The organism is Dysgonomonas mossii DSM 22836 (assembly GCF_000213575.1).
Lineage (GTDB): Bacteria > Bacteroidota > Bacteroidia > Bacteroidales > Dysgonomonadaceae > Dysgonomonas > Dysgonomonas mossii.
In genome coordinates, this window is the sequence record NZ_GL892007.1 from 338,662 (window position 1) to 361,042 (window position 22,381).

19 protein-coding genes are annotated in these 22,381 nt (G+C 34.4%); 8 read left to right on the forward strand and 11 right to left on the reverse strand.

Annotated elements, in window-relative coordinates:
- Positions 1-222 precede the first annotated feature (222 nt).
- The gene (locus HMPREF9456_RS11400; protein ID WP_006843687.1) at positions 223-1,533 is read left to right on the forward strand and encodes a sigma-54-dependent transcriptional regulator; all 1,311 of its coding nucleotides are present in this window, start codon (positions 223-225) and stop codon (positions 1,531-1,533) included.
- Here HMPREF9456_RS11400 and HMPREF9456_RS11405 read toward each other — a convergent pair.
- Positions 1,530-3,908: a hybrid sensor histidine kinase/response regulator gene (locus tag HMPREF9456_RS11405; protein ID WP_006843688.1), complete on the reverse strand. Its 2,379-nt coding sequence runs from the start codon at positions 3,906-3,908 to the stop codon at positions 1,530-1,532. The genes HMPREF9456_RS11400 and HMPREF9456_RS11405 overlap by 4 nt on opposite strands.
- 264 nt (positions 3,909-4,172) lie before the next feature.
- Here HMPREF9456_RS11405 and HMPREF9456_RS11410 point away from each other — a divergent pair, with 264 nt between their 5' ends.
- On the forward strand, positions 4,173-4,508 hold the full coding sequence (locus HMPREF9456_RS11410) for a hypothetical protein (protein WP_006843689.1): 336 nt from the start codon (positions 4,173-4,175) through the stop codon (positions 4,506-4,508).
- Positions 4,509-4,936: 428 nt separating this feature from the next.
- Here the strand turns inward: HMPREF9456_RS11410 and HMPREF9456_RS11415 are convergent, their stop codons facing one another.
- From HMPREF9456_RS11415 to HMPREF9456_RS11430, 4 genes are all read right to left on the reverse strand, one after another.
- Positions 4,937-6,025, reverse strand: a complete 1,089-nt coding sequence (locus HMPREF9456_RS11415) for a type II toxin-antitoxin system HipA family toxin (RefSeq protein ID WP_006843690.1) — start codon at positions 6,023-6,025, stop codon at positions 4,937-4,939.
- Positions 6,018-6,335 carry a helix-turn-helix domain-containing protein gene (locus tag HMPREF9456_RS11420; protein WP_006843691.1) on the reverse strand — a complete coding sequence of 106 codons (318 nt, stop codon included), beginning with the start codon at positions 6,333-6,335 and terminating at the stop codon, positions 6,018-6,020. Before HMPREF9456_RS11420 ends, HMPREF9456_RS11415 begins: the two co-directional genes overlap by 8 nt.
- Before the next feature lie 144 nt (positions 6,336-6,479).
- Positions 6,480-7,016: a dihydrofolate reductase family protein gene (locus HMPREF9456_RS11425; protein ID WP_006843692.1), complete on the reverse strand. Its 537-nt coding sequence runs from the start codon at positions 7,014-7,016 to the stop codon at positions 6,480-6,482.
- A gap of 85 nt (positions 7,017-7,101) precedes the next feature.
- On the reverse strand, positions 7,102-7,527 hold the full coding sequence (locus HMPREF9456_RS11430) for a MarR family winged helix-turn-helix transcriptional regulator (RefSeq protein WP_006843693.1): 426 nt from the start codon (positions 7,525-7,527) through the stop codon (positions 7,102-7,104).
- A 53-nt stretch (positions 7,528-7,580) separates the two neighbouring features.
- Between HMPREF9456_RS11430 and HMPREF9456_RS11435 the strand changes: the two genes are divergently transcribed.
- The 6 genes from HMPREF9456_RS11435 (at position 7,581) to HMPREF9456_RS11460 (ending at position 14,391) form a co-directional block, all read left to right on the forward strand.
- Positions 7,581-9,884, forward strand: coding sequence for an ATP-binding cassette domain-containing protein (locus tag HMPREF9456_RS11435; RefSeq protein ID WP_006843694.1), 2,304 nt, complete (start codon positions 7,581-7,583; stop codon positions 9,882-9,884).
- Positions 9,881-10,720, forward strand: a complete 840-nt coding sequence (locus HMPREF9456_RS11440; protein WP_006843695.1) for an RteC domain-containing protein — start codon at positions 9,881-9,883, stop codon at positions 10,718-10,720. The genes HMPREF9456_RS11435 and HMPREF9456_RS11440 overlap by 4 nt, the downstream gene beginning before the upstream one ends.
- 260 nt (positions 10,721-10,980) lie before the next feature.
- Positions 10,981-11,511: a dihydrofolate reductase family protein gene (locus tag HMPREF9456_RS11445; protein WP_006843696.1), complete on the forward strand. Its 531-nt coding sequence runs from the start codon at positions 10,981-10,983 to the stop codon at positions 11,509-11,511.
- Between the two features lie 245 nt (positions 11,512-11,756).
- Entirely contained in the window at positions 11,757-12,116 is a 360-nt protein-coding gene (locus HMPREF9456_RS11450; RefSeq protein ID WP_006843697.1) for a helix-turn-helix domain-containing protein, read from the forward strand.
- A complete protein-coding gene (locus HMPREF9456_RS11455; protein WP_006843698.1) occupies positions 12,079-14,103 on the forward strand; it encodes a bifunctional DNA primase/helicase in 2,025 nt (674 codons plus the stop codon). Before HMPREF9456_RS11450 ends, HMPREF9456_RS11455 begins: the two co-directional genes overlap by 38 nt.
- A 9-nt stretch (positions 14,104-14,112) precedes the next feature.
- Positions 14,113-14,391 carry a helix-turn-helix domain-containing protein gene (locus HMPREF9456_RS11460; RefSeq protein ID WP_006843699.1) on the forward strand — a complete coding sequence of 93 codons (279 nt, stop codon included), beginning with the start codon at positions 14,113-14,115 and terminating at the stop codon, positions 14,389-14,391.
- Positions 14,392-14,395: 4 nt separating this feature from the next.
- Here the strand turns inward: HMPREF9456_RS11460 and HMPREF9456_RS11465 are convergent, their stop codons facing one another.
- The 6 genes from HMPREF9456_RS11465 to HMPREF9456_RS11490 form a co-directional block, all read right to left on the reverse strand.
- Positions 14,396-14,932 carry a hypothetical protein gene (locus HMPREF9456_RS11465; RefSeq protein ID WP_006843700.1) on the reverse strand — a complete coding sequence of 179 codons (537 nt, stop codon included), beginning with the start codon at positions 14,930-14,932 and terminating at the stop codon, positions 14,396-14,398.
- A 119-nt stretch (positions 14,933-15,051) separates the two neighbouring features.
- The gene (locus HMPREF9456_RS11470; protein ID WP_006843701.1) at positions 15,052-16,491 is read right to left on the reverse strand and encodes a DUF3945 domain-containing protein; all 1,440 of its coding nucleotides are present in this window, start codon (positions 16,489-16,491) and stop codon (positions 15,052-15,054) included.
- Positions 16,492-16,611: 120 nt separating this feature from the next.
- A complete protein-coding gene (locus tag HMPREF9456_RS11475) occupies positions 16,612-17,028 on the reverse strand; it encodes a very short patch repair endonuclease (protein WP_006843702.1) in 417 nt (138 codons plus the stop codon).
- 2 nt (positions 17,029-17,030) lie between these two features.
- Positions 17,031-17,786, reverse strand: coding sequence for an HNH endonuclease (locus HMPREF9456_RS11480; RefSeq protein WP_006843703.1), 756 nt, complete (start codon positions 17,784-17,786; stop codon positions 17,031-17,033).
- Positions 17,787-17,792: 6 nt separating this feature from the next.
- On the reverse strand, positions 17,793-19,427 hold the full coding sequence (locus tag HMPREF9456_RS11485) for a response regulator receiver domain (RefSeq protein ID WP_006843704.1): 1,635 nt from the start codon (positions 19,425-19,427) through the stop codon (positions 17,793-17,795).
- 2 nt (positions 19,428-19,429) lie between these two features.
- Positions 19,430-22,375: an ATP-binding protein gene (locus tag HMPREF9456_RS11490; RefSeq protein ID WP_006843705.1), complete on the reverse strand. Its 2,946-nt coding sequence runs from the start codon at positions 22,373-22,375 to the stop codon at positions 19,430-19,432.
- Positions 22,376-22,381 lie beyond the last annotated feature (6 nt).

The following is a 22,381-nucleotide window of genomic DNA, read 5'->3' on the forward strand; positions in this document are numbered from 1 at the left end:
CATATATAAACCTCATTTACAGAAACCTATAATTAATATTAATCTAATAATATAGTTAAAGGGGTATTGATACCCTTTAACTATATGCTGTTTTATACAACTTTGATTTAACAGTGGATTTAATAGCATTTTATTCATTAGTGTTAATTATGAATAAAAGCTTTTCGTCTGAAAATAAAAACAAATAATTTTGAGAGAATATCCCTCTAACTGATAAGAATAATGGCTTCCAAAGTTTTAATTATTGAAGATGACAATACATTCGGAATTGTCCTAAAAAAATGGTTTAATAGAAATGGATTTGACCCATTGGTTAGATCGACTGTAGAAGAAGCTAAAAAAGATTTATTAAAGGTTGATTTCTCGTTAATTATCACAGATCTAAGACTTCCTGATGGAGATGGTATAATGTTACTGACTTGGATCAGAGAAAAGAAAATTAATACTCCTGTTATTGTTATGACGAGCTACGGAGAAGTTCAAAGTGCTGTCTCGGCTATTAAACTAGGAGCTTTTGATTATATGGAAAAACCCATAAACCCGGAAGTCCTAAAATCAAAAATAGACGAAGCTCTAAATCACACTCCAACTCAAATACCAAAGGAAATCCTTTCTACTACACGTATCGTTTATGGCACCAGTGCTTTATCTAAACAAATGTATGAGCATATACAACTCGTAGCACCAACACATTTGTCTGTACTTATAAGAGGAGAAAGCGGAACAGGAAAGGAATATACGGCTAAAATGATACATGATTACAGTCAAAGAAAACAAGCTCAGTTTATAGCTGTGGATTGTGGTAGCCTATCAAAAGAATTAGCCCCGAGTGAATTATTTGGACATCTTAAAGGATCATTTACCTCTGCTATTGCAGACAAGAAGGGAGTATTTGAACAAGCAGAAGGAGGTACTGTTTTTCTTGATGAAGTCGGAAACTTATCTTATGAGGTTCAGGTTCAGTTATTAAGAGCCATACAGGAGCGAAAAATACGCCCGGTGGGTTCTGCCACAGACATAAAAGTAGATGTAAGAATGATAGTTGCAACGAATGAAAATTTGGAAACAGCTATCACCGAAGGACGTTTCCGAGAAGATCTGTACCATAGATTAAATGAATTTACACTCATAGTTCCACCCTTGCGCGAGCGAAAAGATGATATTGTTCTTTTTGCAAATAGTTTCTTAACTGATGCCAATAAAGAATTGGAACGAAAGGTGGAGGGGTTTTCGGAAGAATGTATGTCGATGCTAAGAGAATACCACTGGCCCGGAAATCTTCGAGAATTAAGGAATGTAATACGTAGAACAGTATTGTTTACAAAAGGAACAGAAATTACTCCAGATCTCTTACCTGAGTTTATCCAAATTCCGAAGCAAACAGAGCAAATCTTATTGCCAATAGATGAACGGGTGCAAATTCTCAAAGCCCTGAAAATAACAAAGGGAAATAAAACGAAAGCAGCAAACCTACTCAATATTGATAGAAAAACCCTTTACAATAAAATGCATCAATATGGTATGGATATTTAATGAGAATGCAAATAATTTTGAACATCAGTCATTATCTGCTCGGCATATTCAATAAGTTCGAGAACGTCACTCTCCCACTCAGGATACATTAAAGTAGCATCTAAACGATGTGCATCTAATTTCTTCAATATATCTAACTTATCAACAGCCCCAAGTTGTGTAAACATCGGCTGCATTTTATGACCAATAAACTGAGTCGTATTAAAATCACTATTGAGGAGAGCCTGTTTAAGTCTATTTACGTTTTCTGTTGTTGATTGAACAAAAGATACCAGAACCTCATGTAAAGCATCTGAATCTTCTTCCAGAATTTTATTAAGTGAACTAAAAGCTGCCTTCACTTCATCTTTTATTTGCCCTCCAAACAACAATTTAAGATCATTCGTGGATATAGGCTTCTTAACATAGGCTTTAAAACCCATCCTTATAAAGTCGTCATAATCCACATCTTCTCGGGCCGTAACTATTGTAACCGGTATATTTATACCATTGTATTTTATCCTATTTAAAACATCAATACCATTAAAAGTCTCCATTTCCATATCCGTCAAGATTTCATCATATTGATCAATTTCAGCTAGTATCGCGTCAAATTCATCTATATTATTACAAGTAGATGGTATATGCCCTAGGCTTAACAACAGATTACGAATAATAATCAGATAAGACATATCGTCGTCTACCATTAATATTCTCTTAGGAATGAAACTATCCTTTACAAAGACCTCGCTTACAGGAATAGATATTTCCGTTCTTGTTCCTTTCCCTTCTTCTGAAGAAACTTTTATATTCCCTTGAAATAAATCAACTAAGCCTTTAACTACATATAGCCCGAAACCCGAACCTTCGGATAAATGTGAATTTTGATCTATCCGGCTAAATGGTAGAAATATATCTTTAACCTGATTTTCAGGAATACCTACGCCCGTATCTTCTATAATGCAATATAATATCGAGTTAGAATATTTTACATCAAATTGAACGGAGCCTTCAGATGTATACTTAATCGAATTGGATAAGATATTTATTAGTATTTGTTTGATTTTTAGAGAATCAGATGACAATGTCAAATTCTCATCGAATTCAAATGAATAAGACAATGTTAGATCCTTTTTATTGGCTAAAGGAATAAACATATCGACTATCTGCTGACACAGGTCATGTAAATTGAAGACACGATTCGATATATTCGAAGTACCTTGTTCAATACTCGAAAATTCTAATAAATTTCCTAAAAGTGCAAGAATATATTCTCCCGAATCCTTCATCATACGGATATCATCAGCAAGAAAATCATTGCTTGATTTCTTTAATTCTAATGTTCCGAGGATAGAGTTAAGAGGCGTTTTAATATCATGAGAGATAGACAGTAATAACTTATGACGGCTATCCATAATCTGTTTGATTCTTTGGTTTGCCTGCTCTAGATTCTTTCGCAACCTATAACTCTTATTTACATCACTTATTATAAGCAATATGAATATAAAAATGAGGATAAGAGAAACAATACTGCTTATTATAGAATAAGTATTATTATCACGTATAAGTTGTTCGCTTTTCTGAATTTCATCAAGTCTTGTCTGTACGGTCTGGTTATACAAACCAATAAGTAATGTTGTAATCTCAGAAGATATTTCTTGATCTGCTACAATCAGATTACTTAAATTATTTTCGATTGAAATAATGCGTTTTACATAATCATCTTTAGCTTGCTCTGCTATTTCTGTGACTTCTGATACTATATGAAGTGTATCATTCTTGGGCATGGTCAATGTATCCAATCTGGCAGTAGTAATAGAAGTTACAGTATCTGATCCTTTTGATGATGAAAATAATTCACCCAGTTTTTTCCAAAAACCTTTTTTAGGGCCCGAATAGATTATAGTATCTTGTATGGTAGCAGTAACTAAAACTGTATCTTTCTTGATAACAGGATCAATATCCCTCAACACTTGATTTATTGATTCGATTGGGTTTTTATTGCTAAACTGCTTATTCAAATTTGATACAATCACACCTTTCTGTACCAAAAGATTATTGATCTGCTGTAGCTTCTCATCATGTAGTGGATTTATATGACTTAGAGAATCCATTAAATGTCGAACAATATCTAGCCTTTCATTGAAAAGTTTATAATGTTTTACTTGTTTCGATGACACATAAAGGTTCACTTCCAATTGCGATGCGTTTACAGAATCAACCAGCTTGTTTACAAGTGACAACTCCTTATAGTATTGCAAAACACTTCTTTTTTGATCATCAATATCGTCTCTAAGTTTATATATATAAATGAGCATTCCGCAACAAATAAGAGCTACGATTAAATATATCAACACAGCTTTGAATCTTATATTTTTCTCGGGAGTTTCTACCATTCCTTAGTCTTTTCTATATATAAAACGAACAAATAATGATTCTATTTAGTTTTCTACAACTTAGATTGTAGAAATTTTCCACAATTCCACAGTTCGATTATTCTTCTTCACTAAAAGAAAACCACAGTATACAGCTATATATAAACACATTACAAAAACAAAAGATATTCCTCTTTGTTTTGGCATAGCTATTGCAAACTATATAGTGTAACTGAAGATTACACATTATATACCTAATTAATAGTAATTTAAAAATTAGAAGACATGAAAACAATGAAATTTATGATGTTAGCCATTGCGATAGTTTTTGGAACATCAGCTTTTGCAAATGTACAAAGTTTCTCTAGTGAAAATAATGCAGTTGTTGCTATCAATCAAACAAACGATGATGGATATGTAGACGTGAAGTTCGAAGATTTGAATGAGAAAGTACAAGCTGCAATACAAGGATACACCGAATCTTATAATGTTACAGCTCTTGCCTACAACGCAGATAAGAAACTTACTAAAGTAACCCTATCTTCAAAATCAGAAGAAAGCATTAAAGTTGTTATCTTGGATGAAGAAGGTAAGGAATACGTAGAAGCTACTGCTAAATAAATCGCCCCCAACCTACATCTGACAATTTTAGTAAATAATAGGAAATACCAAAAGTATTTCCTATTATTTCTCAGCCCCCGAATTAACCTTTTTTGATATATTACAGAAAATAAAGATCCTGAAATTTATTGAATTCCAGGATCTTTATTTATTCCTCATCTTATTATGCGGAGAGAGAGGGAAGTGAACCAATCTCTATATATGACTGCCAGTCAATAAATTAAAGCTATAAATTTGCTATAGGTAACGAATTAGACACATCAAAAAACGCCCATTTTGTCTACTTCTGACCTATGCTTGTCTGCATATATCTTAGGTTCAAATATACTAACTATTTTTGAGAGAACAATATTCTTGATTATTAATATTTTATGTTTAGTGCAAGGTGCAAGCATCTATATATAGATAGACTTGCACCTTGCACTAATTTAAATCCGGGTTTCTCTGACAATCGTATTTATCTCTTCTATTATTTCAGTTGACCGCTGTTTGTTAAGACCAACTTTCAAAGCAACTGTCATCATATCATCCGTTGTCGGTTCGCCATTATTGTTAATGGTTGTGGTATGAAATCCGTTAAATCCACTGCTCGGCAAAAGGTCATAAGCCGGAGATAGCTTCCATTCCCCATTAATCAATTGGAATGAGAAATTTTTGGCATGGTCATCCCGATTTTTAATAACAACATTAAATACCATCTGACGGAATAAGTCATAAACCTCTTCCATATTTTTGGTCAGGATATGGCATAATTGCAGCAGGTCTCCGTAATCGAGACATGGTACACGATAATCTGCATTCAACAATCCTGCCGCACTTACGGTATGGATCTTTCCATGCGATGTCCTGTCGAATCGTTCTACACCGAAATACTTTCCTTCAAACAGTCTTGTTTCCGGCATTTTAATGCCACACTTCTGAGCAAGCAAAGAATATTGGTATTCTATTTCTCCTACATTAGCGGGATCCATTGTCGCCTTAAACTTGACCAGCCACTCTTTACCACCACTCTTTACAAAGACTTTGGGTCTTGCTCCACCAGAAGATCCTCCATATTTATACAGTGTATCAAGGGAGTCTCCTTCATAATCGGTTGTAAGAATTTTCTCTGCTTCAGTCGCCAGGTTGTCAAAATTGATTATCTCATCTAATGCCGATTCACTGTAATCTGGTCGATACTCCAAAGCACCTCGTCCCGTGCTGCCTATTAAAGCTAATCTTTGAAGTAAGGTGAGCTTATGCGGATTAATGCCTTTACTTTTTAAGTACCTGTCCAAAATTAGATTGCCCCAACCATCAGGCAGACTATCATCAAATACGCCAAAGCCTCCATCAAAAGGTGTCCGTTTGGCTATAAATACTTCTTTTTTGAGAGGAAGATTGAATGGTGAAATAGAACTGCCGGATACTAAATAAGCAGCATCATATTCAAATGCACAAAGAGAATCGGGTGTCAATGCGATTCGTCCGACTTTTGTATCGTTCATAAAAACCTCAATAACCTTTACCTCATTCATTGCGTGATCCTCTCTTTCTTTTCTTCGTTTCCTGAGTCTTTAATAAGTCGTCAATACTCTGATATGATTTTTTATTGAATAGTTCTGTAAAAGCCTCTGCATCATCCAATGCTATTGCACATAAAATAAGATTACGAAGTGTTATCTCTCCTGTGTTTTCAAATTTACGGAAAGCGTCATATCCAACTCCTGCACGTTTGGCAAAAGCCTTCTGCGTTAGATTTAATTCTAATCGTCTTTCCTTAACCCGATCTGCTATTCCTCTTTGAATTGTATCAGGAGAATTATTTATAATTGTGTTAATATCCATAATTAAATAATCTTAATTATATTTATTGTGTTATTTTCCACAATTACAAAGATACGAATATTCTGATAAATATCTTTATTTTCAAGCAATCAAATAATTATGGCATCATGAATAGATATTGTAGTTTATGCTAAAATTGTCAGATTAATATTTTTTGTCATAAGTTAGATTTACAACTCCGGTTTTGAACTGTTCTACATTTGACAGTACCCATTCCGTTTCTTTAGGATTGTTAGGAAACAACGATATTCCTCCACCAATTATTGCTGGTATTATAGTCAGAATCATTCTGTCTAATAGATTGTTGTTTAGAAAATAGGTTATAAGTTGTCCGCCACCAATTAGCCAAATATCTTTTTCTGATTTCTCTTTTAATTCCAAAATTAAATTGTTAAGATTTCCATTCAAAACATATGTATCCGGACTAGAGACTTTGAATTTATCATCACTTGTTACTACATAAGAATTAACTCCTGTATAAGGCCAATCAACACCAAAACCAATAATCTCATTATAAGTTCTTTTTCCCATTATTATTGTCCCTATAGTTTTCAAAAAATCATTATATCCATGATCTATATTATCTGGGTTTGGCAGTGCGTATAGCCAGTCTAAACTTCCATCTTTTCTGGCAATAAAGTTATCTAAAGTAGTTGCTATATACAGTACTATTTTGCTCATATCAGTAGTATTTTAGTTTTTATTCCGTTTTATTCTTTACAAACTATTGACTTTCATTTGAGTTTAATTTCTTTAAATATTTGCTCTATGCAGTCGTTTTAGTTTTCGTAACGATCTTTTCGCATAGGAACGAAAAATTATTCAGTTCGTCTTCGGTCAAAGCTGATTTAATTATATCAATCATCGAATGCCTATAGTTATCCGCATTTGACATGAATTTTGCGCCTTGAGACGTGATAATGTGTTTTACATTTCTTCGATCTTCATCTACTCTTTTTTGTTCCAACAGCCCAACCTCAAGCAACTTTTTCACTTGTCGGGAAATAGCTGCTTTTGATACGTGCATCTTTTGAGCTATCTCGGTAGTCGTCAACGCTTCACCACTCATACGCAGAATATCCATGATATAGTATTGAGTAGCAGTGATACCATCAACCATATAAAACTTGTTGAACCAAGCAATCATGGCACATTGAAAATCGGTATATATTTCTTCAAAAGACTTTTCCATTTCAATTATATTGGTTAACTTTGTTAATCATTAATCATGTTAACTTCAAAGATATGGATATTTTTTCAAACCCGGAAGATAAGAGTCAAATATTTGTATCAGGCGCAAGGGAAAACAACTTGAAGAATATTTCGTTGGCTATTCCCAAAAGAAAAATAACTGTCTTTACAGGGGTGTCAGGTTCAGGTAAATCTTCTCTCGTATTTGATACGATAGCTGCCGAATCAAGCCGTCAGCTCAACGATACGTTCAGCAGCTATATCCGCAATCAGCTGCCACATTATGGTAAGCCGGATGTGGATGAGTTGAGAAATTTATCAGTGGCTATTATTGTAGATCAGAAGCGTATCGGAGGGAATGCCCGCTCAACTGTAGGAACGATAACCGATATAAACCCATTGCTCCGCTTGCTCTTCTCCCGAATAGGAAAACCATTTGTGGGTTATTCCAATATTTTTTCGTTCAACAATCCGCAAGGTATGTGCAGTGAGTGTGAAGGATTAGGAAAAGTAAACGATATAAATGTTGCAAAACTCTTTGACAGGAATCTTTCACTGAATGAAGGAGCAATTCGCTTTCCGACCTTTGAGCCGGGTGGATGGCGTTGGACACGTTATGTACATTCGGGACTTTTCGATAATGATAAGAAGCTTAAAGACTATACCGAAGAAGAGTGGAATAATCTTCTTTATGTAAAGAGCCTTAAATTGGAGAATCCAGCTCCCGAATGGCATAAGACCTCAAAATATGAAGGCGTAATACCTCGCTTGGAACGTACTTTTTTAAAACGAAATTCAAAGTCAGCTGACGAAAACTACAAGGAAGAACTTGAAAATATTATTCAGAAACGTACTTGCCCGAAATGTAATGGAGCAAGGTTGAATCAGAAAGTATTGAAATGTCGGATACTCGGAATGAATATTGCCGATTGCTGTGCTATGCCTGTAAAAGAACTTCTTAAATTTATGGACAGAATAGAAAGAACTCCGGTATCAACTCCGATAGTTACAGCATTATCGTCACAATTGCAGCATTTGTCAGATATTGGTTTGGACTATTTAAGTCTTGACAGGGAAACATCTACGCTTTCGGGTGGAGAGTCACAACGCATCAAGATGGTTCGCCATTTGGGTAGCAGCCTTACGGATATCACCTACATATTTGATGAACCAAGTGTAGGACTTCATCCGGCGGATGTTGACCGATTGAATAAGCTGCTGCTAAATCTTCGGGACAAAGGCAATACTATTTTGATTGTCGAGCATGATCCCGATGTGATTTCCATTGCTGACCATATTGTTGATATTGGGCCGGGTGCAGGGAAATCAGGTGGGGAAATAACGTTTCAGGGTGATTGTGCAGGGCTGAAAAAATCAGGCACATTAACAGGAAAGTATTTATCAACAAAAACGGCGCTAAACACAGCTCCACGACAACACAGAGGGCATTTAGACTTGGCGAATGTCAGTCTTCACAACCTTCATAATATCAGCGTAAAGATACCGAAAGGTGTTATGACGGTTGTCACAGGTGTTGCTGGTTCGGGAAAAAGCACACTGATAGATGAATTGCTTGTGGAAAAATATCCCGACATTAAACTAATCGACCAAACGGCACTTCAGGGCAAGAGGCGTTCCAATATTGCTACTTATACAGGTATCATGAACAGCATACGCAATCTTTTTGCTACTGAGAATAAAGTCTCGCCCTCACTTTTCAGCTCCAACTCCGAAGGTGCATGTCCGCAATGCAAGGGATTGGGTGAAATTCATACCGACCTTGCTTTTATGGATGATGTGGTAACTCCATGTGAACAGTGCAACGGAAGCGGATTTAAACAGGAAGTGTTAAAGTATATGATTCAAGGCAAGAACATCAGCGAAATTTTATCGTTAACGGTTTCAGAAGCAACCACCTTCTTTGAAGGAAGCGAACTGCAACCGGCTTTTGAAAGATTATCGGAAGTTGGTCTGGATTATATTACACTGGGGCAACCGCTGAATACATTTTCAGGCGGAGAATGCCAACGTGTGAAGCTGGCAACTGCGTTGGAAACAGAAGGAGAAATTTATGTGTTTGATGAGCCGACAACTGGACTTCACCCTTCGGATACAGATAGGTTGATGAGATTGTTTAACCGCTTGCTTGACAAAGGATGCACGTTGATCGTCATAGAGCATAATCTTCATGTAATTAGCCGAGCCGACTGGATAATCGACATTGGTGTCACTGAAAAAAATGAAGGCAAAATCGTCTTTGATGGGAAAGTTGCTGATATAATCAACTGTGGGAAATCAATAACAGGCAAGTATTTGAATACATACCTGAAAAATAGCTTTACACAATATAAAGAATGAATCACATACATCAGATATCGGAAGATCTTAATACTCTAATTCAAGAAAAAGAATTGGAGATATCTGATGTGATAAAAGATGTACCTCAAATAGTATTGCTGTTGGAAGAAGGATTCCTTAAACTCAAAAAAGAAGTTTCAGCTTATACTTTTCCTTCAAAACTTGAAGAAATTAGATTTTTCAAGGAGACTAAACCAAAGCTATTTTCCAAGTTAATCTATCTCCGGAAAATATATCAGATCGAACTAAATTTGCCTGTATCCAATTATAGCACAGTACAGTCATACTTTGAAAAAGAGCATGACCATATTAATCTGTTCTGTAGTAAGAATGCGGATTTCATTCAATATTATCGGTCAGGAAAAACCATACTGGATGAATACTATTTTCTGAGAGGGAGAAATGAAATGGAATTGAATCTGGAAAGTTTCTATTTTGAGCGTGATCCGCTATTCTCTACCAACTTTGATTTCAAGGTTGCTAAACTACTGGCAAATGATATGCTGGCAGCTTATCTGAATTGCAGACTATTGAATTTGAAGCATCAGTTTGATAATAATCAAACCCTTGGACTATTCTCTAAAGAAAAGTGGACAGACAAAAAAGTGGCACTTGTTGAATTGATATACTCTATTCATTCGGCAGAGAGTGTCAATTCTGGAAATATAGAACTGAAAACATTAGCCTCATTATTTGAGAAAATGTTCAATGTAGACCTGAGCGATTTATATCATGTTTATTTAGAGATTAGAGGTCGAAAAGGAGATCGTACAGTTTATCTCAACAAATTGATAAACGCTCTCATCAATCGTATGAATGAGGCGGATAGCAAGTAATTCAATGAAAACAATTATCTTTGCATGAAGAATAAAAATATATCAGGAGGTAATTCTCCTTAAGAATATAACATAACGTTCACTGAACGTCTCGCAACGAAAACTGGTAATTTTTAGAAGAACGAGACGAAATGTGCAATGTTCATGCTATACGAAAGTATGGTGTGGGCTTGCTTGTTTCGTTCTTCGGGTATACCAGTACCTCGTTGCGGAGCAATGCGAGTTCCACACTTTTTTTATTATATATAAACATCGCATCAATGAGAAAAATTAAATTATATATAGCAGCATCCATCGATGGTTATATTGCTCGTGCTGATGGAGATTTGGATTGGTTGATGGAATATCCAATTACCCCTGATTTAAATTATGGATACACTGATTTTTTAGAGTCTGTTGATAGCGTAATTATGGGAGGAAAAACCTATCGGGATATTTTGAATATGGATGTAATTTATCCCTACGAAAGTAAGATGTCCTATGTGATAACACGAAATTCAATAAACCCTCAAAAAGACAATATCTGTTTTATTTCGGATGATACTATTGAAACTGTATCAGAACTGAAGAAAAAGCAAGACAAAGATATCTGGCTTGTAGGAGGTGGAGAAATCATATCGCTATTCTTAAGTAACAACCTGATTGATGAAATTATAATCACGACAGTACCTGTTATGCTTGGAAATGGCATTCCTTTGTTCCCCGCTAATCAACAGGAATCAAAATGGGATTTGAAAGAATGTACAAGCTATGAAAACGGAGTTGTACAAGTAAAGTATACAAGAAAATAGAGAATTAGATATTTTACCGATGTTCCCAAGTTGCACCCAACTTGGGATTTTTGTTTTTATGGCTCTATTCAAAGCTATTTATCCATCAGCCATACACTTCTTTAGATAACCAATTCTCTTTTGCAGTCATATAATCAACCACTTATTCTTCGTTGCAAAAAAAAAATCCCCAACTTGGGAAGACCTTGTGAATTCAGCATTTCATTACTTCTGATCTTTGCAAAGCATATCAAATAGTTACAATTATGGATGTCATTACGATAGAGTCAAAAGCGTTCAAAGAGCTGGAAGCTAAAATAAATGCTATTGCAAACTATATCCTCAATAAGCAGGAAGAAGATAATATTAATGAGGATGAAATATGGGTGGATAGTTATGAAGTTTGCACATTCCTGAAAATAAGCGATAAGACACTGCAACGACTTCGGGTGTCGGGAACAATTGCCTATTCCAATATTCGTGGTCGCTATTTCTATAAAATCGGCGAGATAAAGCGAATGCTGGAAGAGCGGCTTATAAGAAGCAATTCGGAATGTTTAAATGATCTGGTAACAAATCACAAACTCTATGTTAAGGAAAGAAGAAATCTTAGAAAGAACAAGTAATGGTCTGAATGTTTTCAAACATTACATTACCTGTCAGTGGCGTGTTGGTCGAAATTTCTTCAATCCGCTATACGAAGATAAAAAAGCATCCTGTAATATTTATTTTGACCGAAAGGGCTGTATCTATAAGTTGAAAGACTTCGGCAATGACCAATACAGTGGTGATTGCTTCTTTTTTGTTGGACAATTAAGAGGTCTGGATTGCAACAATGCTAACGATTTTGTTGAAATACTGAAAATCATAAATCGTGACTTGTCGCTGGGTATATCAGAAGATGCATCGGCACATATTCCTCCTGTAAAAACTTTCCCAAATCAACAGGAAAAGAAGTCCAAAACATATTCATTCCGAGAGCAAAATTTTACGGCAAAAGAGCTCTTTTTCTGGCAACAATATGGAATCAGTCCGGAGTTGTTGTTTCAGTACAAAGTATGTTCTGTAAAATCATTTCAAAGCGAGACTCAGGAAGGCAAGCCATATACGCTTACTTCTTCCCAAGATGAACCTATATTCGGATACAAAGGTAAGCGGTTCATTAAACTGTATCGTCCTTTTTCCCAACTTCGTTTCCTGTATGGCGGAGATATTGGGGACAACTACTGTTTTGGTCTGGAACAGTTACCCGCAAAAGGGGATACGTTGTTTATCACTGGTGGTGAGAAAGATGTTCTTTCTCTTGCTGCCAAAGGATTTCATGCTATTTGTTTCAATAGTGAAACCGTAAACATCCCTGCAAATATTATCTACAAATTAACCTTCCGCTTTAAGCATATTGTCCTGCTTTATGATGTGGATAAAACAGGACTTGAAAGTTCCCGAAAGCACGAAAAACAGTTGGCTGAATATACTGCAAAACGTCTATTATTGCCACTTTCAGGAATAAAAGAAGAGAAAGATATATCTGATTATTTTAGGATTGGGAACAGTCGTAAAGACTTTTTGAAATTGTTTCTTGAGTTTTTGGATACTCTATATAGCGATACCATGACTATGCTCAAATCATGCGAAATAGACTTTAGTAACCCTCCGGAAAAGGCACAAGAAATCATCTCTGCCGGAGATGTGCCGTTGGGAACTCAAGGAAATATCTTGTGTGTCACTGGTGGTGAAGGAACTGGTAAAAGTAATTATGTGGCTGCATTGTTAGCAGGTTCAATTCGTCAAAAAGATATCCAGATTGATACGCTAGGCATCAATGTATGTGAGAATATCAAGCGAAAAGCCGTGTTGCTTTATGATACCGAACAATCGGAAGTACAACTGTTTAAAAATGTTACAAACCTTATTAAACGAGCAAAACAGGGAGATAAACCTGAAGAGTTAAAAGCCTTTTGCCTGACAGGGATGTCTCGAAAAGAACGTCTACAAGCCATCGTACAAAGTATGGATAAATTCTACTACCAGTATGGTGGAATACAATTGGTGGTTATTGACGGTATTGCCGACTTAGTGCATTCTGCCAATGATGAAGCTGAAAGTTTGCGTGTAGTAGATGAGCTTTACCGATTAGCAGGTATTTATCAAACTTGTATTATCTGTGTACTTCACTACGTGCCTAACGGGTTGAAGTTACGGGGACATCTTGGTTCGGAATTGCAACGTAAAGCTGCGGCCATACTTTCTATAGAGTTAGATAATGATCCAACTGTATCCGTAGTGAAAGCACTGAAAGTTCGTGAAGGTAGCCCGTTGGATGTTCCATTAATGCAGTTTTCATGGAATAAGGATGCTGGTATGCATCTGTATATTGGTGAAAAGCCCCGTGAAGAAAAAGAGAAACGAAAGGAAAAAGAACTGGTAAGCGTTGCCCGTGAGATTTTCGAACAACAGACTTTTATTACTTACATCGACTTATGTGAGCAAATTCAACAAATTATGGATGTGAAGGAACGTACAGCAAAAAGTTATATCCGGTTTATGCGGGAAAAAGATATTATCATCAAAGACCCATCAAACCAAAGCTATTTTATCAAAGGACATATATAATCAGCAGTTATGAATATAGATAGAGAAAATTTTGAAGCTTGGATGGAACGCATGATGGATAGGTTCGATATGTTAGACAAAAAAGTTGAACGACTGAATACCCAGCGTAATTGCTTGGATGGAGAACAGCTTTTGGATAATCAGGATTTGATGTTTTTACTTAAAGTGAGCCTACGTACTTTGCAGCGTTACCGTACCAAAGGCATTTTACCTTATATCAAATTGGATGATGGCAGGTGTTACTATAAGGCTTCGGATGTACATAAGTTGATAAGGGAACGGTTTTGAAAAATTAAAAATTAATTTGCCATTCGGTTACTTTTTCACCTTTTTTATATTGCTCAAACATGCAATTCCGTGATTTTATATCAAGTTCAATATAGTATCCCCATATATAACGACAAACATGTTCTGGTAAAGCCATTCCATCATAAGACCAAATGTTATCATAACTATCTTTTGTTAAAGCTCTTAATCTTTTACGATCATTGATTTTCTCTTCTTGAGGTCTACTTGACTTCTTCATTTCAATTGCAATGAGATTATCTTGCAGAGTATTATTTCCTCTACTATGTAATATTACATCACAATTCACAGTAACAACCTCCATATTCTCATCTAATATAGTTTTAACTTTGCCTTGATTTCTATTGTATTCTGCATCGGCATAATAGCCATTTATCTTATTCTTTTTTGCCATACTTTCCAAGTAAATAGACAATCTTGCGCATAGATTCCTTTCATTAACATCTGATAATATGTTATCAATATCATTTTTGAAAAAGGTATCTATTGAATCTAAGAATAACTTATGTAATAATTTATCCATATATGTAAAGTGTTAAAAATGCATCCAATGTACCCACTAGGTGCCAACCACAAAAAATCTCAATTTCAGATAGCGTAAAATCTATTTATAATGAGATTTTCTGTGGTAAAGATACTGATTTATTTTATCTTGCGACCTTGGGATTTCTTAGGTTTGTCAGTTCCGACTTTTTGCTCTTGCTTCTCTTCCTGTTTTTTCATTTGGTCTTCTGTAGGCTTATCCTGTTTGGGCTTTAAAGGTTCTTGCATGTGCTTCGTGGCTTCGTTGGTCTTACCTTCAGAATTAACTGCGACTTGTGTTTTGTGTTCGCTGGTAGGGGTAACTTCTTTGGCTTTCTCTTTAGCCTTGTCAGGATTGAATTTGTAAAAATCCAGTTTGCCTTTTTCGTGATTTACTTTTATGTAGGCATTGTATTCTTCTCCCTGACCATCTTTCATCCCCTTTACATAGATTGTTTTATCTGCCTGCAAATCAGCCTGCTGTTTTTCGGATAGTTCCACACCTGCAAGGTTTTTGGGAATACACACTTCTTGTTGCTGTGTTTCTTTTGGAAAGATAAATTCTAGGCTACGTTTCTCAGCATTGACTTGAACCAAAGCAGAAAAAGGTTTCTCCTTAGCCGAAATCATGTTTTCAAGCCACACGGCTTTCCCTTCTATCAAGGTTGCTTTCTGTTTCTCATCTAACTTTACCCCTTTTATTTCATCAGGTAGTTTGAGCGAAGAAGCCTTCATCGAAACCAGTTCGTTTGTTTGCTTGTCGATACTGACGAAAGAAGGTATAAGTTCTCCTGTGCAGTAGTTTTTAATATCGACAATCCGTCCCATGTTTCCATTTCCCAACAGATTCTTTTTGTCTTCATCCGTAAACTGATGACCAAAGAACGGACGGTCAAGTTCGGGAACTTTGCGGATACCATGAATAGCCAATACAATGTTACCATCGTTGTCGGGACGGAACGAAAGCCTTGCATCTGTCTTCATAATAATTACACCAAAATTGGCTTCAATCGGGAATGTAGAAGGCGACTTGTAACCACGAAGCATAGGTTCTAAGGCTTTCGATTTTTCAAGCTGTTCTTTGGTGATGCCTAAGTTTTTCAGTTCGTCCCAATTGATTTTGTTGGGGTCGATAAAATACTTGTTGGCATCAGAGGTTTTCTGTTCCACAGATTCTTTGTGAACTTCGGGTTTAAGCTCTTTGAGTTCAACACGCAGCTTGTCCAGCATTTCGTCAGCAACAGGCGTAGGATTATTGATGTTTTCCTGAATGACTTTGACGGTCTTTTCCGCTTCTTCGGGAGCAACTTTAAAGAAAGTGAAGCGTGTAGGGTCTTTTAATTGATTAAAGAAATTCTTTAAGAAATTTTCAAAGGCATTGCCTTGTTTGTCCACTTTTAGGAACTGGTTGTTGTTTTCCTGTTTGGGCGGAACGGTTTGCAATTCTCCGTTTTCGTCAATACCCTTTACAGCACTGATTGTTTTTTTATCCTTGTCTAAGACAAGAAGAATGTCCATCATCTGTTCATCTGAAGTGGATTTGTTTGCATTTACATCCATGATTTTGATTTTAAATGAGTAAATATTTGATTGTCAAATTAAAGGTATGGAGTATAAAAAAACTGCCACCCGTTTTTCATGCGAGTGACAGCAGATGTCTTAGATTGGCGCTAGATGACCTTATTTTTTGATTTCTTCAATCAATCTATCCAAACGATTATTTATGTTTACTTTGTTTTTTATTTCACATTGCCAAATGACAATAACATTCCATCCTTTTTCATTTAATTCATTTATATTGCGAAAGTCTCGTTCTATGTTTTTTGTGATTTTTTCTTGCCAAAACACATGATTTGCTTCAGGTAACCTACCCCTTTTGCATGAATGCCCATGCCAAAAACATCCATGAACAAATATAACAGTCTTATATTTAGGGAGTACAATATCAGGTTTTCCAGGTAGTTCTTTTACATTTTTTCTAAATCGAAAACCTCTTGAAAACAAAAACTTTCGTACTAAAATCTCTGGCATAGTTTCTCTTCCTGAGATTTTAGACATAATATCAGAACGTTTTGATTTTGAATAGATATCTGACATATTCAACTTTTGTTTATAAGAGATTTTAGCTCTTCAATAGTATATGACGGATTTCGCTTGTGTAACATTGAATGGCAGTTAGGACAAATAGGTACTAAATCTTTTTCTGGATCAATAATATATTCATTTTTTATTTCTGATAACTGATTAATATGGTGAATATGAATGAATCCCTGTCCTATTAAACCATATGTTTTCTCAAAATCAAATCCACAAACACTGCAAATACACCCATATATTTCAATACACTTTTTCCTAGCAGATAAACTTCTTTGATATAAATATACTTCAGACTTTGATTTCTTTCCTTCTTTGTAAACCTGATATATCTCATCTAATCCGAAAATTGGTAATTTCTGTTCAGAAGGTTTCTTAGTAAGATCTAAAAAAGTCCATACAATTTTTATTGGTTTTTCCCCTTCAAATAATAAAGCATGTCCTAATCCTTTATATGTAAATGCATTTGACGAATTATTTCTGAAAAACATGTGAACATTAACCTCACTTGATATCATCATTTTAATAAGTTTTTGTTCTTTATGCGAAGTCGCTTTCCCAAACCAGACTAATTTGTCTTTATCCCAATAATTACCATGATTAACACCAGTACGACCAGCCGTACCTATGTTCGCAAATATATAAATATCTCCATTATAACTCCGATATCCTGTATCCCATGAACCTTTTTGACTTTCAAGTGGAACATTTAGCAAGTTATAGATGTCATTCTTTGTATACTCTTTCTCTATAATAAACATATTTATTTAGTCTTCTTTTAAATGAGGGCAGATACGTTTAATATATTTTTCACAAGAATCATCCGTCTCTCTTCGAACAAAGGAGATACCGACTCTAATCGGATTTGAGAAAGCTTTATTTGTTACTCGTTGTGTGTAATTTTCTTTAATTGTTCCAACAAACAAAAAATCGTAGATATCAGCACCAAATACTATAGAATTGACTTTGGATATATTTCTTTGATTTTCACATAGATATAGAGTAAATGGTTTAGTAGTCCATTCAACACAAACAATATCGTCTTTTTCTCTAATAAAAGAAAAATAACCACTATCTGAGTCAGATAATCCTCTGTCAATTGAAGTTTTATGTCCCTTGACAAAATAATACAACCCATTTATTTTGTCAGGTCTTAAACAGTCACAGTGCGGTGTAATACATAATACATATTCATTGTTTCCTTCTTTATCTATTTTAAACATATCTCCAAATGAAATATTTCTATCAGAAGAACGACTATGATGTATATTATAATGATAGTTTAATTTAGCCAAATCATTATTGTCAACATCATCTTCAGTCCCTTTTGTTTTTTTATAATCACTGAGAGTGTTAAATATCATAGGTTTATCAGTATAGAGGAAATCCGTATTGTAATTTTTCCACAATTCGATAAGATATTCATCAAAAGCAGTCTCAGGTTCAATAGTATCCATATGGTGAAAAAAAGCCTTTTCTTTTATTTTACTTAATTCCTTTCCAATGAAAGAGGATCTTTCAGAAACTTTATTTCTTATTTCCAAACTCATAAGAGTTAGGAAATTTTCTTTGGAATTTATTATTGCCTGGCAAAAGTGACTATATAAATCATCTGCATTGCTTTTACTTTTCTCAAATACTGCAAAGAGAGTGTTATTTATTTGTAAATAATTACTATTTGTATCGTACACTATATATGTGCTTTTAAATTCACTTCTATAACAATATTCTTCATTTAGAGCAAATCCAAATCTTATAATAGAGTCGAATACCTTGTTACTAGAAAAAATATTATTTATATAGGCACGTACTTTCCCTTGATTTTTCCCAAATAAGTTAGAGAATTCAGTATTAAACAATTTGTTATCTATAGCTCCTAATGTTCTTCTTTTAAGTAGGTCTTTTAATCTAGGTAAGATATCATCAGTGTTTTCACCTAATTCATTTTCAACATATTCTTTGAAACTTGTAATATCAGCAATTGCCTTTGTCTTTTCATTCCCACAATAGTAGGCTAATATTTTATAATGTATTTCCTGAGTCGCATTAGGTGTTAAAGAATAGATACAAACAAAGTGCAAATTATCTGTCCTAACTGCGCCATCGATTATTTCAAGTGTAGACCTATACTTTGGAACTTCATTTTCAAGCTCCCAATCTAGCACAACCAGATCTTTTCTTTCAAAGATTAACTTGCTTTTTGTAGCCCAATCTTTTGTGAATTTAAAAAAATCAAGAGAACATTGATTAGCCTGAAAAGATTCATACATAGGTTGACAAATGGCTTCTTTATCTTCTTCGGAGCTAAATAAACCAGGTATCATATCATCAATAAAAATAGCCGACTTTATTGATTCATTGATGATAGATTGAGCAACATTTTGAAATGATAAAGCTTCCATATTTAATTATCTTGAGTTTTTGAAAAATTTGTATCAATAACAAAACAAGCACCATTCAATTTGTTATATTCAAGTTCATTTGTAGCATACATATCGTATCCAACACTGTTGAGAGTTTCTTTGGCTAAAAAAAGACCTATTCCTCTACCATTAGGCTTTTTAGAATAAAAAAGATTAAATATTTCATTCAGATAAAAATCTTCAATCGATACTCCCGAGTTAAGAATTAAAATTTTGGAGTTATCAACATAATCTAAGTATATTCTGCGATTTTCTACGGGCGTAAGCCAGTAAATCGCATTATGTACAACATTAACGAAAGCCGGTAGTAAAATAGATTCATATGTAAAGAATGAAGCATGTTCAAATGCCAATGAAGAATTTAATGTAATATTACGATCTTTTAGTTGACTATTAAAGAATAATTTAAGATAAGTAGTGATTTCCGATCCTACAATATTTTTGCGCACCTTACCTGTAGTTCTATACAAAGGGGACATCAATTTGTATTTATCTTCCAAATGCTCAAACGCAGTTTTTAATGATAAGTAATTTCTCTGTGCTTTTTCATCTGTTGGTAAATGATCGTTAATTTGAGTAATTGCATAGGCAACCTGTGAGTAAAGAGCATTAAACTGATGGTCTATTATTTCAACAGCAATTCCCATCTGAGCTAACTCTTTAGTTTGTTGCCATTGTTTTTCTATATCTTCATAACGTATTTTATAATAGCCAGTAAGAGCTTCTTCGTCTACATCCAAACTCAATCGATCTAAATGATTAAAAAAAGGAATAATTCTTTCATTTGCCTTTTTCATTAAATCATTATATATATTCTCAAGTAAATTCAAACTTTGTAGAATATCGTCTCGATTATAAGATGTTGGTTTTATAGCTGTATATTTTTCGTCTAATTCGGCAATATATATATCATTTTTTTCTTCAAGAATTTTTGATTTTATTTTATCAACTGATCCAGATATTTTCTCAATGGATTCATCAAATACATTCGATATAAAAGATCGATATTGACTGTATTTAGCTTCAAATTCTTTATATAACTCATAATCCTTTAATTGATTTCTTGCTTTATCTATTATTTCTTGAGAGGATGTTACTCGTTCTTCAATCACTTTCTCATAATATCTATTGTAGTTATAAAGAGATTTTTGTTGACTCTCAGTTAAAGCAAATCGAATAGGTTTACTCAGAGCCAAACGTCTAATTTTAGCTTTACATTCTTCAATTTTTTTCAGGATTAGATCGATGTCATTAAACAACAAATCAGATTCGGCTTGTTTATCCAACAATTGATTTAGTAACACACTGAATTCATTTTCTATATCTGATAACTGCTTAGGATATTCTTTTAGTTTCTTAGCATATTGTTTCCTTAGTTCTTTTTCTTTTTCATGCTCAGCTTGTTTATTTTTAGCAGCTTCTTCTATTTCATCTTTCTGTGTTCTTTTAATATCAGATTCTGCATGTGTTCCGAAATACATATTAGCAAGATCAATAAAAAAAGCCTCTAAGTCTGCTTTGAACTCTCTATAAGCAACATTGTTTATAAAACCTTCTCGTCCGGCTTTATCAGTTAACTTTTTATTGTTTTCTCGCGATATTTCGATATAGCCAAACATTCTACGGTGACTAAAGAAATACTTTCCTGCGTGTTTAGATCTTCGGTTTTCAAATCGTAAGAAATCTGTTTCAGTCCTCCCATATGGGAGGACTCTAAATCCGTCTCTATAAATATACAGCCCTCCAAATAAATTTAGCCTTTCATCATAAACTTTATATAACTCCTCAGTCAGCAAAGATTCGGATGGTATACCAACTATAACCCCAAGTTTTATCTTAAATTTACCATAAGGAGTTTTGCCTGGTTTTCTAACAGCACGAAAAGAATGATCAACTTCCTTATTGTATATTTTTATTTTCCCCGAGAATGTACCATCTTCATCAAAACCTCCATAAATTAAGTGATCGCTCAAATTGAAATCATGTGGTGTGAAAAATTCTCGACTAGAAATTAAATCTCGTTCTCCCTTCTCATCTACAATAACAAACTTTGTAGAAACTCCTATATTTTCTTCTTTAAATACATTAAATAAACCATTTAAGCTACTTCTGATTTCCTGCACCGTTGCATCATACTCTGGATATAAATCTTTTTGGTTATATTTAGACAATATAATCAGTTGTTCATCTGGTTTAAATACAACAAACTTGGTGCCATGAATATTTGTCGAAGTGCCTGTAATAGAAGTAACAAATTCTTGAGAAAAGAAGTCTGGAAGTTGAATATTCTTAATGTCCGAAATTATATTTAATGCTAGATCTTTTTGTTCTACCCATGAGTTAATTAAATTCCCTTCATTTATACCTTCATTCTTTTTTTTAAGGAAATTGGCAATAAACTCTTCTTTTAATTCATTAAAAACTACATCAAAATTACTGTCTGGATTAATTGCTCTTAGCGGTATATTTATGTCTTCAATATACAAATTATAGTTTTCCAGAATACGCCAGTCAATAAATAAAACCTGCAATGGGTGTCCAACTTTTTTTGTAAGCATTAGCATTGGACTGCCGAGATATGCTACAGATAGACGTCCAATTCCTTTTTCTCCCATTCTTATTCGAGGTTCCTTCCATAATGTTTCCTCTCCCTTTTCTTCTAGTTCATTTCTTGACTTTGAGTCAGTACCTAAAACAATCCATTTTTCAAGTATATCTTCTCTCGACATACCTTTTCCATCGTCTGACAATACAAAGAACGGAGATTTGACATTGTTAACATTCTCTATATATAGATATGCTTCCAGTTTATCTCCATAAGCATCATATCCGTTCTTCCACAACTCAGATATTGCAGTTGGTAAGTCTGAAATTTGACCTTTCCCTAGTAAATCTATTGCTCTAGCTTTCGCTCTAAATTGAGGCATATCTTT

Excerpts from the sequence above, each read along its gene's own strand:
- HMPREF9456_RS11455 (WP_006843698.1), top strand. The coding sequence starts at position 12,079 with ATGTTAAGGAAAGAAGAAATCTTAGAAAGAACAAGTAATGGTCTGAAT.
- HMPREF9456_RS11485 (WP_006843704.1), bottom strand. The coding sequence starts at position 19,427 with ATGGAAGCTTTATCATTTCAAAATGTTGCTCAATCTATCATCAATGAA.
- HMPREF9456_RS11415 (WP_006843690.1), bottom strand. The coding sequence starts at position 6,025 with ATGAATGAGGTAAAGGTTATTGAGGTTTTTATGAACGATACAAAAGTC.
- HMPREF9456_RS11490 (WP_006843705.1), bottom strand. The coding sequence starts at position 22,375 with ATGCCTCAATTTAGAGCGAAAGCTAGAGCAATAGATTTACTAGGGAAA.
- HMPREF9456_RS11400 (WP_006843687.1), top strand. The coding sequence starts at position 223 with ATGGCTTCCAAAGTTTTAATTATTGAAGATGACAATACATTCGGAATT.
- HMPREF9456_RS11450 (WP_006843697.1), top strand. The coding sequence starts at position 11,757 with ATGGATGTCATTACGATAGAGTCAAAAGCGTTCAAAGAGCTGGAAGCT.
- HMPREF9456_RS11445 (WP_006843696.1), top strand. The coding sequence starts at position 10,981 with ATGAGAAAAATTAAATTATATATAGCAGCATCCATCGATGGTTATATT.
- HMPREF9456_RS11435 (WP_006843694.1), top strand. The coding sequence starts at position 7,581 with ATGGATATTTTTTCAAACCCGGAAGATAAGAGTCAAATATTTGTATCA.
- HMPREF9456_RS11420 (WP_006843691.1), bottom strand. The coding sequence starts at position 6,335 with ATGGATATTAACACAATTATAAATAATTCTCCTGATACAATTCAAAGA.
- HMPREF9456_RS11430 (WP_006843693.1), bottom strand. The coding sequence starts at position 7,527 with ATGGAAAAGTCTTTTGAAGAAATATATACCGATTTTCAATGTGCCATG.
- HMPREF9456_RS11440 (WP_006843695.1), top strand. The coding sequence starts at position 9,881 with ATGAATCACATACATCAGATATCGGAAGATCTTAATACTCTAATTCAA.
- HMPREF9456_RS11425 (WP_006843692.1), bottom strand. The coding sequence starts at position 7,016 with ATGAGCAAAATAGTACTGTATATAGCAACTACTTTAGATAACTTTATT.
- HMPREF9456_RS11460 (WP_006843699.1), top strand. The coding sequence starts at position 14,113 with ATGAATATAGATAGAGAAAATTTTGAAGCTTGGATGGAACGCATGATG.
- HMPREF9456_RS11475 (WP_006843702.1), bottom strand. The coding sequence starts at position 17,028 with ATGTCAGATATCTATTCAAAATCAAAACGTTCTGATATTATGTCTAAA.
- HMPREF9456_RS11480 (WP_006843703.1), bottom strand. The coding sequence starts at position 17,786 with ATGTTTATTATAGAGAAAGAGTATACAAAGAATGACATCTATAACTTG.
- HMPREF9456_RS11465 (WP_006843700.1), bottom strand. The coding sequence starts at position 14,932 with ATGGATAAATTATTACATAAGTTATTCTTAGATTCAATAGATACCTTT.
- HMPREF9456_RS11410 (WP_006843689.1), top strand. The coding sequence starts at position 4,173 with ATGAAAACAATGAAATTTATGATGTTAGCCATTGCGATAGTTTTTGGA.
- HMPREF9456_RS11405 (WP_006843688.1), bottom strand. The coding sequence starts at position 3,908 with ATGGTAGAAACTCCCGAGAAAAATATAAGATTCAAAGCTGTGTTGATA.
- HMPREF9456_RS11470 (WP_006843701.1), bottom strand. The coding sequence starts at position 16,491 with ATGGATGTAAATGCAAACAAATCCACTTCAGATGAACAGATGATGGAC.